Origin of the sequence: Serratia sp. CY29653 (assembly GCF_052169255.1) — a bacterium.
GTDB lineage: Bacteria > Pseudomonadota > Gammaproteobacteria > Enterobacterales > Enterobacteriaceae > Serratia > Serratia sarumanii.
Genome location: NZ_JBJNLC010000001.1, coordinates 456,353 through 472,454, shown reverse-complemented (window position 1 = coordinate 472,454; position 16,102 = coordinate 456,353). Strand labels below are relative to the sequence as shown.

Sequence of the window (16,102 nt, the reverse complement as noted above, 5' to 3'; positions counted from 1 at the left end):
TCGCCGCCTCAGTCATAACTCAGCCTAAAATCCACCGCCGCCCGATAAGCGCCGGCCATCAACGGCGCCGCGGTTCGCTCCGGCGCGACGGTGTAGCTCAAGGTATTCTGCCCCGGCGTCAGCATCAGCGGCTCACCGCGGCTGCCCAGGCGAACGTCGCGGCCGCGGCCGTCCAGCAGGCGCAGCCCCAGACCAGACACGCCCTGCGCTTTCACCAACTGTGGGTTGTCCATATCCGCCGGCGCGCCGAAGCTGACCGTCACCGCCGGTTGGTTCGGCGCCCAGGTCAGCGCGCCGGTGCGCGCATCGCGCTGGCTGGTCGAGGCGCGCAGACAATCTTGCAGACGCAGCTCGAACGCCACCGGCAGCCCGCGATCGCCGGCCTGCCGCAAGCGTGCGGTGCCGGTTTCCCCCAGCCAAATATCCTGCCGCGCGCTGGTCATCTCCAACCGACAGGCACTCTCCGTCAGCGCGCCGCGCACCTGCAACACGCCGTTGGCGCCTTCCACCTGCCAGTTGTCGGCCGCGACGGCTTTCGGCAATAGCAGCGGCAACATCAGCGCCAGGCCGCCCATCGCGGCGTAATAGCGCCATTCGCAGCGCTGCGGCAGGCTGTCCTTTTTCAGTTTTCGTTTCATCCTTTGCACCTGAGTCACTCTCCCGTCGATAACGGCCTGAACAGAGGGTTATGAAGCCGGTTTCTTTTCCGGCACCACTTTGCAACTGCCGCCGCTGCAGCTGAAACTGAGCTGCGGCCGGCCGCCATAGTCGTTGATATAGGTCAGCACCGGGCTGCCGCCCAGGGCCGCCGCGCTCACGGTCAGCCGCGCATTGCTCTTGGGCGCGATCATGAAGGGCTCGAAACCCTGCGCGCCTTCGCCGTGCTTTTTGCTCCCGGCATCGACAATGGTGATGTAATAAGGGGTCGGGTTATTGACCTGATAGCCGTCTCCCTGCCGCGTCAGTGTCAGTTGCTCTTGCCACGGCGTCGCCATGTCGGCGCGGCTCGGCACGATCGCCGTCGGCCGGTAAAACAGCTTGATGCGCGTTTGCAGCGCGATCTGCAGCGTGTTCGGTTTGTCGCTCTTCGGCGGGATCTCGCGCAAATTGAAGTAGTACAGGCTCTCGCGATCCTGCGGCAGCTGTTTGGCCGCCGGCAGCGCCTGAATCTTTATCTGGCTCGGTTTGCCCGGCTCGATGCGCTGCACCGGCGGCAGCACCACCAGCGGGCTCTGAATCTTGTTGCCCTGCTCGTCCTCCAGCCAACCCTGCGCCAGATACGGCAGCTGTTTGTTCTGGTTGCTGAGGTTCAGGCTGACCGAGCTCTGGCCGCCGTCAAAGATCACCCGGGTGCGATCGAGCGCGATCGCCGCCGATGCCTGCTGCGACATCGCTGTGCTCAACAGGGCGATCGCCGCCGCGGTCTTCAGGGAAATGTTCTGCATGTTGTCGATTACTCCAGATTCAGAATGATGAATTTATTCAGCCGGGGCGAGCGGCCGGCAAGGCAGCAACAATGTGCGCATCAGCATGTCGGCCGGCAGCGAAGACGGCAGCTGTATTTGGCACTGTGCGGCGCCATTCCAGTGGACCGTCATGGTTTCACCGGCGTTGATGCCGCTCAGGTAGACGCTGCCGCCGTCGTTGACGATGCCGGTTTCCTGTTTGCGGGCGTTCAACACCGTAGCGCCGAACGGCGGCGTACTGCCGTCCGCCAGTTTGACGATTGCCATTGCCTTCTCACCGGCGATCACATCGAACTTGCGGTAGCCAATCGCCCCTTCCGTCAGGGTGGCCTGCACCACCGATCGGGTGGCCTCGGCGTTGTCTCCCAGCTTGTTCAGATCGATGCTGGCCTTGTTGCGGTAATAGCTGTTGACGTCCGCCACCACAGCCTTGCCGAAGCGGTTGGTGCTCACGGTGCTGCCGTAGCCGCGCACCGGTACCCCGGCTACGCCGTTGGTGTCCAGCAACAGGCGCGTACCGCCCATAACGGTAGAGCGATGCAGCGCGCCGCCTTCCTGCGTGACGGTCATCCCTCCCTGCGCGGACAGGCCAACGGCGCTGTAGCGCCCGGCCTGATAGCTGGCGTTGGCGCTCAGACGCGCCACGTCGCCCTCGTGGTTGTAGTAGCCGTTCAAATTGGCGCCGCTACGCGCGCTGCCGGCGCTCACCTGATAGTTGTTGTGTTCGTCGACGCGGTTGTAGTACCCCACGCGATGAGTGTTGTCGTTGCGATTCACCGTGGTGTTGTAGCTGAGAGTGGCACCATTGCCCCACGGCATTGACAGCGACAGATACATGCCGTCGTCGTTGGTCTCGTTGTAACGGTTGTGATAAGCCGACAACGACAGGCTCAGGTTTTTGAAGTCGCCGATGTCGAAATAGCGCGACGCCGTCAGGCTGTAACGGTCATTGGCCGGGCGATCCCAATAAGTCTGATGGTTGTAGTTGAGGTAGGTGCTCAACCCCCAGTCGCGGAACTGCTTGTTAAAGGTGATGGTGTACATCTCCTTGTTGTTGCCGACCCGATTACCGTAATAACGCGCGTCGAGGTATTCGCTCATGCTCATGTAGTCTTCTTCCGAGAAACGGTAGCCGGCGAAGGTGACCTGGCTGTCCAACTCATCGAAGGTTTTCGAATAGCTCACCCGGTAAGAACCGCCGCTCAGCGTTTTTTCCTGCTGCGGCAGGCGCGCCCGCGATTGGGTGGCGTCGAACGACAGCGCGCCGAACATCATCAGATCGCGCCCCACGCCCAGCGAAAGGGCGTTATAATCGCCGCCCGCCAACGCGCCGCCATACAACGACCAGCCGTTGCTGATGCCCCATGAGAATTCGCCGGTGCCAAACAGCGGCCCGCGAGCGTGGTGTTGCCAGTCGGACGGCTTGCCCGCCGCCAGTTTGAAACGCCACGAGCCCGGGCGGGTCAGATACGGAATGCTGGCGGTGTTCATCTTGAACGCCTGTACGCTGCCGTCCTGTTCTTCCACCCGCACATCCAACTCGCCGGAGATGGCGTCATTGATGTCCTGAATACGGAACGGCCCCGCCGCCACCTGGGTTTCATAAATGACCCGCCCCTGCTGACTGATGGTCACCTTGGCGTTGGTTTTGGCCACGCCGACCACCTCTGGCGCATAGCCGCGCAGGTTGGGCGGCAGCATATTGTCGTCGGAGACCAGACTCGCGCCTGAAAAACGGAAGCTCTCGAAAATGCCCGAATCCAAATAGTCTTCACCCAGCGTCAGGCGCGAACGCAGCGCGGGGACGGCGCGGTAGGCGTAATAGCGGCTCCACTCCAACTTCTTATCGGTAGGCTGCCCGACACCGGTTTGATGGTTAAGCTGCCCCTGCCAGTCGGCGCGCAGACGCCAGGCGCCGAGGTTGGCGCCGGCGGTACCGTTGCCGCTGACGCTATACTCGCGAGTGCCCTCCTTTTGCTGATGCCGGCTTTGAGCATTGAGGTTATAGTCGAACAACAACCCCGGAATGCCCTCATCCCAGCGCGACGGCGGATCCCAGTCTTCCGAGCTGTACTCCATATAAGCCTGCGGCACGCTCAGATAGAGCGCAGCCGTCGCAAGATCGCCGCGCGACGCCATGCCCTTCAGGCTGGATTCGTCCAGACACTCACCCTGATGCCACCAGCTGAGCGATCGCATCATCTCTTGCTTCAGCCCCAATTGTTCGACCAACGCTTTGGTGATGCAGGCCCGGCTACCGTCCGGATCGCTGTCCGGCGGATAAAACGATATTTTTTGCTCCGGCAGTTCGTTTTTATTGATATGAACCACCATGCTGTAACTCCCCGGCATAATGTAGCCGCTGCGGGAAAATTGGCTTAGGTCGATATTTTTCCGATCGTTAACATCCAGAATGTCGGTATTAAATTGAATACCGTCTTCAGCGTAAACACGCGTTGATGAACTTCCCAGTGCCAGCGTGATACATAACCCCAAAACCTGAAATCGAAATAGCTTCCCAGCAGGTGATAACATCATATCCCTAACCTTTATCGTATATTTCCGTCGTTGCGGCCCACCGTAAGCCGTAATAAAAACTTCAGTAATAATCCAGCTTGAAGCGCACCGCAGAAAAATAGCTTCCGGCATGCAGCGGTTGCTTATTGGCAACCAGCTTGATGGAATAGTTGAGCGACATGCTTCCTGGTGAAATATCGCCACGCGGCAAAGGCACGCCGGGTGCCGCGATATTCCCTTGGCCATCGGATATTTGCAGCGCCACACCCTTCGCGTCTCCGCGCACGCCGAATAACTCGCCATCGGCATCGCCGTCAAAAACAACCTGGAATTGCTTCCAGTTCGGCAAATTGGGCTTTGGCCGTTCAAACGTGCAGTTGATTAATTCGATGGTGAATGGGCGCGTATTGCCCTGTCCATCGCGCGCAATATTTCCCAGCGGCAACACATCCATATCGATAGTCTGATCGCGACTGCCGGCGGCAATGGCGCAAGCGGTATCGATAATGGCTCCTTGCATATTCACTCGCCCCCATCCCTGAACCTTGGGAGCAGCCTGAGTGGCCGGAATAACTAGCATGGTCATCAATATGCAAGGAGACACTAAATGGTAAATAAACCGGTTCATTGAATACCCCTGACAAATACCCTTCATCCTGGGAAAATGCATGCGGGATATCCCGCATGCATAAAAGACGTCACGCCAATGGCGATGAGACTTATTGGTAAGCCAGTTTGAAATCGGCTACGGCGGTGAAATCACCTGGAACCACGGTGGCGGAAGCGCCGTCACCCTGCAGGTAAGCCGCGAAGCGCAGCGTGTTGTTGCCGTCGTTCAACGTCTGAGGAGCCGTTGCGGTGCCCAGTTTGATCGGATTGCTCGCCATGTCGGTAATGGCGATGCTGGCGCCGCTGGCGGTACCGATGATGCCCAGCAGATCAGGATTCGCGGCAGAAGCCTTGCCGTCAAAAGTGGTGGTGACGGTTTTCAGCGTGGAGGTGTCGCACTGTTCCAGTTTAATATCGAACTGACGCGGCGCTGATTTGCCGCCATTTTTCAGCGCGACATTGGAAATCTGCCCCATTTCCACAGTTTGATCGGCCGATTCAGGCGCAATGGAGCAAGGAGCATCAATAATAGAACCGGTAAAAGTCACTTTGCCATGACCCTGATCGGCGGCATTCGCCAGAGAAGACACGCCAAACGCCAGAACAGTTGCCAGCATGATTTTGTTCAGTTTCATAATTCACTTATTCCTTTAATATTGTGTAAAAAGCGCAGGATTGCTCCCGTTCCTTTAACAGCCATTTATACATTCCAGAATGAATAACGGTATTACTCTTCGCCAAAAAGAAAGACGTCGCAATTGTGAAATCGCGACTGTCAATTCATTACCACCCAATTAGGGTTATAAACGAATAGCTAAACAGGCAAAAGAAAAACACGCTTAAATAAAGATCGTCTAAAGACTTACCCTTCAGAGATATTTAAAATAAGTTCCTTCTTACCCGCTCATTTTGGCCTGGTTATTCTTACAAAAACACTCACACCTTGGAAAGCCATTTTAATCAAAACCAATAAATACAAAATATAAGCCCAAAAACCACGAGACGAATATATTTTTGCGAGACAACAGATCGTAAAAGCAATAACACCAGTCAATTGTATCGAAAAACATATTTTCCACGACATTAACGATCGCCATTTTGCTATTTGCGTTATAATGCGCCGAGAAAGAGAAGGAAGACTTAACGATCCGAACAGGTGAAAACCAGGCTCGGAAGTACACCATGGAGCAAAACAATGAAATACAGCCAATACACACAGCCTGCCGGGCCCCCGGCAACGGCATTCTCCATCCTGCCCCTTGCGCGCCGCCGGGTTATAGCGGCGAAAATATCAGGTTCAGACGGCCGTCCGGGAATAGCTCAGGAGCGTCTTGTCGGCAACCGGCACTATTCTCTGACCCATCTTTTACCGCTATATCAAAACTCACCTGAAGTTTAAGGGAGGCTTACATGGCAAAACGCATCTCAAAACAACAAGAATTGCAGAACCTGCAGCAACATTTACTCACGACGCTACACAACCTGTGCCCTTCAGCCAGGGAAACGCCGCCGCCGCCCCCCGGCGAATGGCCCACCACGCGCCAATTGGCCGAGTCCAACGACTTGACGATTTATCAGGCGCGCAATTTGCTGCTGAGCCTGGCGGGCAAGGGAAAAGTGCTGGTCACCCAAGGCCCTATCAATAACTCACTGCGCTGGTATCCTTCGACTCACCACTCCTGACGACGCCATTTTCTTGTCGGCGGCCGTTCAATCGGCGCCGGCAGTTTCCCGATAATACACGGTTAACCTTTCCTCTCTCGCCTCATCCGCGGATATTTCCACAGCCAGCGCCCGCTGACCATGCGCCAATAGAACAAGGCGCCGCGCACTGCCCAATCGAGGAACATCCCCAACCAGACGCCCACCACGCCCATGCCCAGTTCAATGCCCAGCGCGTAGCCCGCCACCACGCGGCAGCCCCACATGCCCAGCATCGTCACCCACATGGCAAAGCGGGCATCGCGCGCGCCTTTCAGCCCGGCAGGCAACACCCAGGAAGCGGCCCAGATCGGCATAAAGGCGGCGTTGAGCCAAATCAGGGTTTTCACCACCGATTTCACGTCATCCTGCGAGGTATAAAACGCGGCGAATACCCCGGCCAGCGGCGCCGTGCCCCAGGCGATGGCGGTTAGCCCAAGGGTAGACAGCCAGAAAATATGACGCAGCTGCCGCTCCGCCTGGCCGATCTCGCCTTTGCCGAGCCGCCGGCCGACGATGATGGTCGAGGCCGATCCCAACGCGTTGCCCGGCAAGTTGATCAACGAAGCGATGGAGAAGGCGATGAAGTTACCGGCGATCACGTTGGTGCCCATGCCGGCGACGAACATCTGCGTCAACAGCTTGCCGCCGTTGAACAACACCGATTCGACGCTGGCGGGAATGCCGATCCCCAGCACTTCCCACAGGATGCTCATCTTCAGCGGCGTGAAATAGCTTTTCAGCGTGATGTGCAGCGCCGGGTTAAAACCGATCGCCAGCACATAGAGAATGGCGATGGCGCCGATATAGCGGGAAATCGTCAGCCCCAGCCCGGCGCCGACGAAGCCCAGCCCGTGCCAACCCAGCATGCCGTAAATCAGGATGCTGCTGATGATGATATTGAGGATATTCATGCCGCCATTGATCAGCAGCGGGATCTTGGTGTTGCCCGCGCCGCGCAGGGCGCCGCTGCCGATCAGCGCAATCGCCGCCGCCGGGTAGCTCCACACCGTGGTCTGCAGGTAAGAGAGCGCCAGCGCTTTCACTTCCGGCGAGGCCGCGCCGGCGATCACATCGATGATCGGTTCGCCCGCCAGATGAATGCCCGCCGCCAACAGCAGCGCCACGCCGGTCATCAAGACCAACGACTGACGCGCCGCCGCCCGCGCGCGCCTGCGATCCCGCTTGCCGAGGCTGAAGGCCACCACCACGGTGGTGCCGAGATCCACCGCGGCAAAAAAGGCGATGATCACCATGTTGAAGCTGTCCGCCAGCCCCACCCCGGCCATCGCCTCTTTGCCGAGCCAGCTCACCAGAAAGGTGCTCAGCACCCCCATCAGCAGCACGCAGGCGTTCTCCAGGAAGATCGGCACCGCCAGCGGCGTGATCTCGCGCCAGAACAGCACGCGGTAGCTTTTCCGTTTGGCGTACCAGGGCGTATTTTCCACGCGCTGACGCAGGGCGGCATACAGGTTCAAGGTGGGCTCGGTGGATAAAAGTGAAACATCATTTCAAATGATGATCGATAAATCGTTATCCTGCAAAGAATTTTTGGGCGCCCGTGACGAGCACCCGACAGGCTTGCCGCAACGCTACTCCATGTAGTCTTCCTGATCGGCCTGCGCCGCCGCGATAAAGCGCGCGGTGCTGCGGCTGAGCGTGGCGCATTTATCCGTCAGCAGCTGATTATCCTGTTGCAGAGCCAGATAGCGCGCCTGGGTGAGCGCCGGCAGCTGCCGATACCCTGCCGCATGCGTGTCCCAGCCGCGGTGCTGCGCCGTACGCATCGCGGTGCGCTGCAATTTCACATCGTCCGGCACTTCGCTGCGCCCGCACGCCACGCGCAGGAAATGCCCGCCGGCCAGCATCAGAGCGATGTGATCCAACTGCGCCCGCAGCGGCGGCGCCGGTTTATGCGCCGTCTGCTGACAACCCGCAAGCAGCAACGCCACCGCGCCGCAAAGAGAAGTGCGAAACAGAGTAGACATGGGCGCTCCCGGAAACCTGTGGGTGATGCAATGATCTTAGGTGAGCGAATGCCGGGCGGCAAGGCGGGCTACACGCTTAGCGCCGGCCGCTGCTGACCTTGGTGGCGCGGGCGGGGTTGCCGGCGACGAACTCCAGCGTGGGGGAATAGTAAAACGGCAGCCAGGCGTTATAGCCGCTCTCCCACTCCCATTTGACCGGGCAGGGCCACAGCATGTCTTCATGCAGGATGTAATAGATCCACCGCCCGGGCGGACGGCGCGGTTTGCGCGTTTTCATAGCGGGTTCGACGGCCTGATGGAATGCGATAGGGTGAACTGCTGCATTTTACCGCGATTTGGGTCGCGGGGACAGCCTGCGTTGCCGTGCGCAATGCCCGCCGAACCTCGCCCGCTGATTCGGCGTAAAGCCCGCCGTTTTACTGATCCAGAACATCTTTCGCATTCACCTTGCTGATATATTGATTGAAAATCATTCCTATTCAGGAGGAAGGGTCATGGTTAAGTCACTGAATGCGGCATTCACGCGCCTTTTTGATCGCCCGGACGCCGGTAAGTTGGCGCTCAGACTGACCTTCGGCGGGCTGATGCTGTTTCACGGCGTGGCGAAAATTCAGCATGGCGTCGGCTGGATCGCCGATGCGTTACAACAACAGGGGCTGCCTGCCTTCATCGCCTATGGCGTGTATGTTGGGGAGATCCTGGCGCCGATACTGATCGTTTTGGGGCTGTTCACCCGCCCCGCCGCGCTGGTTTACGCCCTCACGCTGGTGGTGGCGTTTCTGATGGTGGGCACCGGCAAGGTGTTTACCGTCACCGACGTCGGCGCCTGGGGAATTGAAAACGAACTGGTGTTCTTTATGGGTGGGGTCGTCATCCTGCTGCTGGGCAGCGGGAAATACGCGATCGCGCGCAATGAAGCCTATCGGTAAGCGGCACTATTAAAAGGAGGTTCCTGATTCGAACCTCCTTTTTGCTGAAACGACAATTAACTCTCGGCCAGGCGGTACACCGGGACCTTGCGCGTCGTGCCGGTCAGGGTGTCGAAGATCTCGGTTTCCGCCGTCACGATCGCCATGCCGGTTTTTCTTAGCCTGCGCACCTCGGCGGCAATGCGCTGGATGCCGAACCAGAACAATCCATCCAGCGCCGTTACCGGCAGCCCCTGCTCCAGCGCCAGCTTGAGCCGCTCACGCGGCGCTTTGAGCGCCTTGGCGATTTCCCGGTAAGGCAGCGCGTCCACGCCCGACGCCGAGGTTCGATGAATACGGGTCGACAGGCTGTACTGAAAGGCCTCCGGCACGCCGCTCAAATCGCTTTTCAGGCTGTAGACACAGCCGAAACGCTTGCCGTTGAACACCACATTTTTTTGACTTATCGACAGCTCATCGCGCAGGCCGGCGATCAGCTGCGGCGCCCGCACCAGCAATAAGCGAAACGGCAATTCGAAACTGGTCACATAGTCCACGTTGAGCAGCGCAATGCGCAGACGCTCTTCCGCCCCGGCCTGCGTCTCGCGGCACTCGTTCAGCACCTCACGCCACTGGTGCGCAAGCCGCGGGGCCTCATCCAGCGGCGCGAAATGGTATTTCTCGATGTGATAGTCGATTTTCTCGTTCATGTCCGTTGGCCCCCGCGTCAGTCATCTTTGCCAACAGCAAATTACCTTACCCGCAGGCAACAGTACAACACCGCATGACTCACCTGGCGCGGTAAAAAACCGGCGTTAACTCCGGCAGGGGCCCAAAGTTCAAGATTAGTCGTGCAACAGCAGCGATATCTCTTCCGCGGCCGAGCGCAATAAAGGCAAGTGGTGCTGATACAAACGCTCTGCGGAAACCTGGCTGGCATGCACACCGACGTTCAACGCCGCGGCGATACGGCCGTCCGGCGTGGTGAGCGGCACCGCCAGTGAACGCAGGCCAATCTCCAGTTCCTGATCGTTGATGGCATATCCCTGCTGACGCACGCGCGCCAGCTCTTCCCGCAATGCGCTAACGCTCACCAGGGTATGGCTGGTGTAACGCAGTTGCGTCAGCCGCGCCAAGTAGTCATTCAACGGCTCATTGGCGAGCCCGCTCAGCAGAACCCGCCCCATCGACGTCGTGCTGGCAGGTAAGCGACTGCCGACGTGCAAATCGATGGTCATGATCCGCGAAGTCGATGCGCGGGCGATATAAAGAATGTCATCACCGTCCAATATGGCCATGGAACAGGACTCATTGAGCGTCTGGCTGAGTTGCCTCAACACCGGTTGCGCGGCGTTGGCCAACGGCGAAGCCGCCAGCCAGTTATGGCCCAGCGACAGGACGCGCGGGCGCAGCTCATAATTCTTGCCGTCTTCCGCGTACACAAAGCCCAGCTTACTCAGGGTGTAAAGGCAGCGGCGCACCGCCGCGCGCGGAATGCCGGTACGCTGGCTAATCTGCGATACCGACATCAGCCGCCGCTGCGGCGTAAAAGCCTGCAGAACTTCCAATCCTCGCGCCAAAGAGGCCATAAAGTCGGGATCCCCCTTCCAGGGATCGGTGCTGCTGCGCGTAATTTCCTGTCCTTTTTCCATTCTCGTTACCCCGCTGTCTGCCTGAAATTTCGGTGTGCCGACGATCACAGCCTGCGAACCTTTGTTAAACAATAGCCGATAATCGCACACTTTTTCGATAATCGGTATTGTTTGCCTGAAAGGGACGATCTACTTTTCCCATTGACGATAGACACTCCCCCCGGCGGGCATCGAACAAAAGGAACAACAGATGATCGATAAAAGTGTGGCCACCCTGGAAGATGCCGTGTCCATCATTCCGGACGGCGCGAGCATCATGATTGGCGGCTTTGGCCCCGCGGGACAGCCGCTGGAACTGATCGATGCGCTGATTGAACGCGGTGCCCGCGAGCTGACGGTAATCAGCAATAACGCCGGCAACGGCGACAGCGGCCTCGCGGCGCTGCTCAAGACCGGCTGTGTGCGAAAGATGATTTGCTCCTTCCCGCGCCAGGCCGATTCGTGGGTCTTCGACGATCTTTATCGCCGCGGCGCGATCGAACTGGAACTGGTGCCGCAGGGCAACCTGGCGGCCCGCATGCAGGCCGCCGGCAGCGGGTTGGGCGGCATTTTCACCCCAACCGCCTTTGGCACGCCGCTGGCGCAAGGCAAAGAAACGCGTGAAATCGACGGGCGTCATTACGTGTTTGAAACGCCCTTGAAGGCGGATTTCGCCTTGATAAAGGCCCATCGGGGTGACCGCTGGGGCAATCTGGTTTACCGCAAAGCGGCGCGTAATTTTGGCCCGGTGATGGCGATGGCCGCCGCCACGACGATAGCGCAGGTGGCTGAATTGGTGCCGTTGGGCGCACTGGATCCGGAAAACGTGATAACGCCGGGCATCTTCGTCCAGCGCCTGGTGGCGGTGGCGCGCCCCGCGACCTTTTCCCTCTCTGCCTGAGGAGTAGAACATGCAAAAATTAACCCGCGACCAATTAGCCCAACGGGTGGCGCGCGATATTCCGGAAGGCGCCTACGTCAACCTCGGAATAGGGCTGCCGACCCGCATCGCTAACTACCTGCCCGCCGACAAAGAAGTGATTCTGCACAGCGAAAACGGCCTGCTCGGCATGGGGCCGTCACCCGCGCCGGGCGAAGAAGATCCGGAACTCATCAACGCCGGCAAAGAGCTGGTGACCTTGCTGCCCGGCGGCAGTTATTTCCATCACGCCGACTCTTTTACCATGATGCGCGGCGGCCATCTCGATATCTGCGTGATGGGGGCGTATCAGGTCTCGGCTGCCGGCGATCTGGCCAACTGGAGCACCGGCGCCGAAGACGCGATCCCGGCGGTGGGCGGCGCCATGGATCTGGCCATCGGCGCGCGCAAAGTCTATGTGATGATGGACTACCTGACCAAGACCGGCGAATGCAAGCTGGTGGAACAGTGCAGCTACCCGTTGACCGGGTTGGCCTGCGTCAGCCGCATCTATTCGGATATGGCAATCATTGATATCACCCCGGACGGCCCGCAGGTGCTGGAGCTGTGTCCGGGGCTCACCTTTGACGCGCTGCAAGCGTTAACCCCGATACGTTTACTGCAATCTGACCTGATCCCCGCTTGAGGAAATCGCCATGCAACAGGCTTTAATCTGCGATGCCGTTCGTACGCCCTTTGGCCGTTACGGCGGCGCATTATCCGCGCTGCGCGCCGACGATTTGGCCGCTCTGCCCCTGAAGGCGCTGCTTGCCAGACTGCCGCAGTTGGATCCCCAGGCCATTGATGACGTTATTCTGGGGTGCGCCAACCAGGCCGGTGAAGACAACCGCAACGTGGCGCGAATGGCGCTGCTGCTGGCCGGATTGCCGCACTCCGTGCCAGGCACCACCCTCAATCGCCTGTGCGGTTCGGGATTGGACGCGGTAGGGATGGCGGCGCGCGCCATTAAATGCGGCGAAGCGGAGGTCATCATCGCGGGCGGCGTGGAAAGCATGTCGCGCGCACCCTTTGTCACCGGCAAAGCGGACAGCGCCTTCAGCCGATCGCTGAAAATGGAAGATACGACGATGGGATGGCGCTTTATCAATCCGCAAATGCGCGCTCAGTTCGGTGTCGAAACCATGCCTGAAACCGCCGAAAATGTGGCTCGCGAATTCGCCGTCAGCCGCGCCGATCAAGACGCCTTTGCATTGCGCAGCCAACAACGCACCGCCCGCGCTCAGGAACTGGGCCTGTTTGATGAGGAACTGATCGCCGTCAGCATTCCGCAACGCAAAGGCGAACCGCTCAACTTGGTTCGCGACGAACATCCCCGCAGCACCTCTTTGGCCGCGCTGTCCGCACTGAAGGGCGTCGTACACGCCGAGGGGAGCGTCACCGCCGGCAACGCCTCGGGCATCAACGACGGGGCCAGCGCCCTGCTCATTGCCAGCGAACGCGCGGCGGTGCAGTATGGACTCGCCCCGCTGGCGCGGGTGGTCGCCATGTCCGCCTGCGGCGTAGAGCCGCGCATCATGGGTTACGGGCCGGTTCCCGCGGTCCGCAAGGTACTGGCGCAAACCGGTTTGAGCCTGGCGCAAATGGACGTCATCGAGTTGAATGAGGCCTTTGCCGCCCAGGCGCTGGCCGTGATGCGCGCCCTGGGGTTACCGGATGATGCGGAACAGGTCAACCCTAACGGCGGCGCCATCGCGCTGGGCCATCCTCTGGGCGCATCCGGCGGCAGGCTGGCCATGACCGCCGCTTATCAGCTGCGTCGCACCGGCGGGCGCTTTGCCCTGTGCACCATGTGCGTAGGTGTTGGGCAGGGCGTCGCCTTGATTCTGGAACGGATATAACCAATGTCACTCTATAGCGCAATGTTTATGACGTCGCCATTAACGCCCTGCTTCAGCGATACGGCCCTGCTACAGGGCATGCTCGATTTCGAAGCCGGCCTGGCGCAAGCCCTGGCATCTGCAGGGATTATCGATGACGAGTCGGCTCGAATCATACGCAGCCACTGCCGGGCGGAAAAACTCGACGCCGCCGCGCTGGCGCAGTCCGCCGGATTGGCGGGCAACTTAGCGATTCCGCTCGTCAAACAGTTGACGGCGCTGGTGGCTCAACGCTCGCCGGACGCGGCGCGCTTCGTTCACTGGGGGGCAACCAGTCAGGATGCGATTGACAGCGGGCTGGTGCTGCAACTGCGCAGCGCGCTCAACCAAACCGACACGCTGCTCAATCAGCTGATTGCGGCGCTGACGGCGCAATGTCGGCGCCATAGCGCAACGTTAATGGTCGGCCGCACCTGGCTGCAACACGCGTTACCCACGACGCTGGGGCTGAAATTGGCCGGCACGCTGGACGCCCTGCTGCGCTTTCGGGTTCGTCTGGCTGAGATCCGGCCACGCGTGCTGGCGCTGCAATTCGGCGGTGCCGCCGGCACGCTCGCCTCATTCGGCGAGCAGGGAGAACGCGTCGAGCAGGCGCTGGCGGAAGCGCTGGCGCTGCCGCGCAGCGCCACGCCGTGGCATACCCAACGCGACCGGTTGCTGGAACTGGCCGGCTGGTATGCCGGACTCACGGGCACGCTCGGCAAGCTGGCGCGTGACATGTCGCTGTTGATGCAAACCGAGGTCGCTGAAATCAGCGAACCTTCGGCTCCGGGTCGCGGCGGCTCCTCCACCATGCCGCATAAGCGTAATCCGGTACTCTGCGCCGCCATCCTCAGCGCGGCTAACCGCTTGCCTGCGCTGATGGCGGGATTGTATGCCGGCCAGGTGCAGGAGCACGAACGCGCGCTGGGAGGCTGGCAGGCCGAGTGGCAAAGCCTGCCGCAGCTCCTGGTGCTGAGCGGAGCGGCAATGGCGCAAAGCCTTGACCTCGTTAACGGCCTGGAGGTGCATGAAGCGGCGATGCGGCGCAATCTGGCGCTGACGCAGGGGCAGATCATGGCTGAATCGGTTTCCCTGGCCTTAGCCCCTCTTCTCGGCCGCCAGCAGGCGCACCAGCATATCGCGCAATGTTGCCGCCAGGCTCAGGCAACGCAGCAATCCCTGTTAACCCTGCTGTGCGCCGATGCGGAAGTCTCTTCCCGACTCAGCCGGGAAGCTCTGGAGACGTTGCTCGATCCGGCCAATGCCACAGGCAGCGCACAGCGTTTCATTCAACAAGTTCTGGCATCGGCCGAAAAGGAGCAATGATGTTGAATTATGTCCTGGAAGGGCCCGAAAACGCCCCGGTCATTCTGTTCAGCAACTCGCTGGGGACGTCATTGGCAATGTGGCAACCGCAGCGCGACGCGCTCATCTCCCACTATCGCATTCTGCGCTACGACGTTGCCGGCCACGGCGCATCGCCGCCCGGTGAACAACCCGGATCGCTGGCGCTGCTGGGCAGACAGGTGCTGTCATTGCTGGACGCTCTGGCGATTGAGCGCGTCCATTTTTGCGGTATCTCCATGGGGGGGTTAACGGGATTATGGCTGGCGCGTTTTCATCCCGAGCGCTTGCTGACGTTGACCATCGCCAATAGCGCAGCAAAAATTGGAACGGCGGCGAATTGGCGACAACGCGCCGCGCAAGTGCGTCAGTCGGGGATGTCCGCCGTCAGCGATGGCGCAGCATCACGCTGGTTCACGCCGGCATTTTGCCAATCCGCCCCCGCCAGGGTGCAAGCATTATTGAATCAGCTGACGGCCTGCGATCCCAACAGCTATGCCGCTTGCTGCGAAGCATTGGCAAACGCCGATTTACGCGCCGAGCTGGAAGGGATCCTCGTGCCGACGCTGATTATCGCCGGACATGACGACGCGGTAACCACCGTCGATGATGCCAAAGCGTTAGTGGCGGGCATTCCCGGCGCTCAATGCGTCATCTTGCCCGCCTCTCACCTTTCCAGTGTCGAGGCCTGGCGGGCATTCAATCGCACTTTCCGGACCTTTTTGGATGAACAGCTCACGCAGCGGCAACGCTATCAGCAAGGCATGACGGTGCGCAGAGCCGTATTGGGCGATGAACATGTCGATAATACCCTCGCGGCGCTGTCGCCGTTCAACGAGGAATTTCAACATTTCATCACTCGCTACGCCTGGGGGGAAATGTGGACGCGTCCGGGTCTGTCGCGCCATACCCGCAGCCTGATCACCATCGCGATGTTGATCGCCTTGAATCGCGAAGCTGAACTGAAAATGCATATACGAGCCGCCTTCAACAACGGCGTCACGCGCGAAGAGCTCAAAGAAGTCCTGATGCATGCGGCGCTTTACTGCGGCCTGCCCGCCTCGAACGCCGCCTTTCATTTGGCGCAATCCGTCTTTGCCGAACACGATGCCGGGCAGCCGCCGGTCGAATAGAACAGC

17 protein-coding genes are annotated in these 16,102 nt (G+C 59.8%); 7 read left to right on the top strand and 10 right to left on the bottom strand.

Features of this window, described 5'->3' with window-relative positions:
* Window positions 1–8: 8 nt before the first annotated feature.
* The 5 genes from ACJ8HN_RS02215 to ACJ8HN_RS02195 all read right to left on the bottom strand — a co-directional run bounded on the left by ACJ8HN_RS02215 (window position 9) and on the right by ACJ8HN_RS02195 (window position 5,227).
* Window positions 9–638, bottom strand: coding sequence for a fimbrial protein (locus ACJ8HN_RS02215; RefSeq protein ID WP_194243208.1), 630 nt, complete (start codon window positions 636–638; stop codon window positions 9–11).
* Window positions 639–686: 48 nt separating this feature from the next.
* Window positions 687–1,445, bottom strand: coding sequence for a fimbria/pilus periplasmic chaperone (locus tag ACJ8HN_RS02210; RefSeq protein WP_033635126.1), 759 nt, complete (start codon window positions 1,443–1,445; stop codon window positions 687–689).
* 33 nt (window positions 1,446–1,478) lie between these two features.
* Entirely contained in the window at window positions 1,479–4,004 is a 2,526-nt protein-coding gene (locus tag ACJ8HN_RS02205; RefSeq protein ID WP_442522991.1) for an outer membrane usher protein, read from the bottom strand.
* Between the two features lie 61 nt (window positions 4,005–4,065).
* Complete coding sequence (locus ACJ8HN_RS02200) at window positions 4,066–4,611, bottom strand: fimbrial protein (protein WP_033647884.1); 546 nt, start codon at window positions 4,609–4,611, stop codon at window positions 4,066–4,068.
* A gap of 91 nt (window positions 4,612–4,702) precedes the next feature.
* On the bottom strand, window positions 4,703–5,227 hold the full coding sequence (locus ACJ8HN_RS02195; RefSeq protein WP_033653555.1) for a fimbrial protein: 525 nt from the start codon (window positions 5,225–5,227) through the stop codon (window positions 4,703–4,705).
* A 775-nt stretch (window positions 5,228–6,002) separates the two neighbouring features.
* Here ACJ8HN_RS02195 and ACJ8HN_RS02190 point away from each other — a divergent pair.
* Entirely contained in the window at window positions 6,003–6,275 is a 273-nt protein-coding gene (locus tag ACJ8HN_RS02190) for a hypothetical protein (RefSeq protein WP_442522990.1), read from the top strand.
* A gap of 62 nt (window positions 6,276–6,337) precedes the next feature.
* Here ACJ8HN_RS02190 and ACJ8HN_RS02185 read toward each other — a convergent pair whose 3' ends face one another.
* From ACJ8HN_RS02185 to ACJ8HN_RS02175, 3 genes are all read right to left on the bottom strand, one after another.
* The gene (locus ACJ8HN_RS02185) at window positions 6,338–7,771 is read right to left on the bottom strand and encodes an EmmdR/YeeO family multidrug/toxin efflux MATE transporter (RefSeq protein WP_033653553.1); all 1,434 of its coding nucleotides are present in this window, start codon (window positions 7,769–7,771) and stop codon (window positions 6,338–6,340) included.
* A gap of 114 nt (window positions 7,772–7,885) precedes the next feature.
* Window positions 7,886–8,281 (bottom strand): type II secretion system pilot lipoprotein GspS, encoded by a 396-nt coding sequence (gspS, locus tag ACJ8HN_RS02180; RefSeq protein ID WP_442522989.1) that lies wholly within the window; start codon window positions 8,279–8,281, stop codon window positions 7,886–7,888.
* Between the two features lie 76 nt (window positions 8,282–8,357).
* Window positions 8,358–8,558: a hypothetical protein gene (locus ACJ8HN_RS02175; protein ID WP_015378375.1), complete on the bottom strand. Its 201-nt coding sequence runs from the start codon at window positions 8,556–8,558 to the stop codon at window positions 8,358–8,360.
* 217 nt (window positions 8,559–8,775) lie between these two features.
* Between ACJ8HN_RS02175 and ACJ8HN_RS02170 the strand changes: the two genes are divergently transcribed.
* Window positions 8,776–9,210: a DoxX family protein gene (locus tag ACJ8HN_RS02170; RefSeq protein ID WP_033635133.1), complete on the top strand. Its 435-nt coding sequence runs from the start codon at window positions 8,776–8,778 to the stop codon at window positions 9,208–9,210.
* A gap of 56 nt (window positions 9,211–9,266) precedes the next feature.
* Here ACJ8HN_RS02170 and ACJ8HN_RS02165 read toward each other — a convergent pair whose 3' ends face one another.
* Complete coding sequence (locus tag ACJ8HN_RS02165) at window positions 9,267–9,899, bottom strand: helix-turn-helix domain-containing protein (RefSeq protein WP_033647887.1); 633 nt, start codon at window positions 9,897–9,899, stop codon at window positions 9,267–9,269.
* Between the two features lie 135 nt (window positions 9,900–10,034).
* On the bottom strand, window positions 10,035–10,841 hold the full coding sequence (locus ACJ8HN_RS02160; protein WP_033635136.1) for an IclR family transcriptional regulator domain-containing protein: 807 nt from the start codon (window positions 10,839–10,841) through the stop codon (window positions 10,035–10,037).
* Between the two features lie 190 nt (window positions 10,842–11,031).
* On the opposite strand from ACJ8HN_RS02160, the gene ACJ8HN_RS02155 reads away from it, so the two are divergent.
* Genes ACJ8HN_RS02155 through pcaDC form a run of 5 tightly spaced genes read left to right on the top strand, consistent with a single transcriptional unit; the run spans window position 11,032 to window position 16,096 of the window.
* Window positions 11,032–11,721 (top strand): 3-oxoacid CoA-transferase subunit A, encoded by a 690-nt coding sequence (locus ACJ8HN_RS02155; RefSeq protein WP_033647888.1) that lies wholly within the window; start codon window positions 11,032–11,034, stop codon window positions 11,719–11,721.
* Between the two features lie 10 nt (window positions 11,722–11,731).
* The gene (locus tag ACJ8HN_RS02150) at window positions 11,732–12,385 is read left to right on the top strand and encodes a 3-oxoacid CoA-transferase subunit B (protein WP_033647889.1); all 654 of its coding nucleotides are present in this window, start codon (window positions 11,732–11,734) and stop codon (window positions 12,383–12,385) included.
* A 10-nt stretch (window positions 12,386–12,395) separates the two neighbouring features.
* Entirely contained in the window at window positions 12,396–13,598 is a 1,203-nt protein-coding gene (gene pcaF / locus ACJ8HN_RS02145) for a 3-oxoadipyl-CoA thiolase (protein ID WP_101427104.1), read from the top strand.
* Between the two features lie 3 nt (window positions 13,599–13,601).
* A complete protein-coding gene (locus tag ACJ8HN_RS02140; RefSeq protein WP_033647891.1) occupies window positions 13,602–14,945 on the top strand; it encodes a 3-carboxy-cis,cis-muconate cycloisomerase in 1,344 nt (447 codons plus the stop codon).
* On the top strand, window positions 14,942–16,096 hold the full coding sequence (gene pcaDC, locus ACJ8HN_RS02135; RefSeq protein WP_060437760.1) for a bifunctional 3-oxoadipate enol-lactonase/4-carboxymuconolactone decarboxylase PcaDC: 1,155 nt from the start codon (window positions 14,942–14,944) through the stop codon (window positions 16,094–16,096). The genes ACJ8HN_RS02140 and pcaDC overlap by 4 nt, the downstream gene beginning before the upstream one ends.
* Window positions 16,097–16,102: the final 6 nt, after the last annotated feature.

Coding starts and splice junctions, on each gene's coding strand:
- ACJ8HN_RS02215 (WP_194243208.1), bottom strand. CDS start 638: ATGAAACGAAAACTGAAAAAGGACAGCCTGCCGCAGCGCTGCGAATGG.
- ACJ8HN_RS02210 (WP_033635126.1), bottom strand. CDS start 1,445: ATGCAGAACATTTCCCTGAAGACCGCGGCGGCGATCGCCCTGTTGAGC.
- ACJ8HN_RS02205 (WP_442522991.1), bottom strand. CDS start 4,004: ATGATGTTATCACCTGCTGGGAAGCTATTTCGATTTCAGGTTTTGGGG.
- ACJ8HN_RS02200 (WP_033647884.1), bottom strand. CDS start 4,611: ATGAACCGGTTTATTTACCATTTAGTGTCTCCTTGCATATTGATGACC.
- ACJ8HN_RS02195 (WP_033653555.1), bottom strand. CDS start 5,227: ATGAAACTGAACAAAATCATGCTGGCAACTGTTCTGGCGTTTGGCGTG.
- ACJ8HN_RS02190 (WP_442522990.1), top strand. CDS start 6,003: ATGGCAAAACGCATCTCAAAACAACAAGAATTGCAGAACCTGCAGCAA.
- gspS (WP_442522989.1), bottom strand. CDS start 8,281: ATGTCTACTCTGTTTCGCACTTCTCTTTGCGGCGCGGTGGCGTTGCTG.
- ACJ8HN_RS02175 (WP_015378375.1), bottom strand. CDS start 8,558: ATGAAAACGCGCAAACCGCGCCGTCCGCCCGGGCGGTGGATCTATTAC.
- ACJ8HN_RS02170 (WP_033635133.1), top strand. CDS start 8,776: ATGGTTAAGTCACTGAATGCGGCATTCACGCGCCTTTTTGATCGCCCG.
- ACJ8HN_RS02165 (WP_033647887.1), bottom strand. CDS start 9,899: ATGAACGAGAAAATCGACTATCACATCGAGAAATACCATTTCGCGCCG.
- ACJ8HN_RS02160 (WP_033635136.1), bottom strand. CDS start 10,841: ATGGAAAAAGGACAGGAAATTACGCGCAGCAGCACCGATCCCTGGAAG.
- ACJ8HN_RS02155 (WP_033647888.1), top strand. CDS start 11,032: ATGATCGATAAAAGTGTGGCCACCCTGGAAGATGCCGTGTCCATCATT.
- ACJ8HN_RS02150 (WP_033647889.1), top strand. CDS start 11,732: ATGCAAAAATTAACCCGCGACCAATTAGCCCAACGGGTGGCGCGCGAT.
- pcaF (WP_101427104.1), top strand. CDS start 12,396: ATGCAACAGGCTTTAATCTGCGATGCCGTTCGTACGCCCTTTGGCCGT.
- ACJ8HN_RS02140 (WP_033647891.1), top strand. CDS start 13,602: ATGTCACTCTATAGCGCAATGTTTATGACGTCGCCATTAACGCCCTGC.
- pcaDC (WP_060437760.1), top strand. CDS start 14,942: ATGATGTTGAATTATGTCCTGGAAGGGCCCGAAAACGCCCCGGTCATT.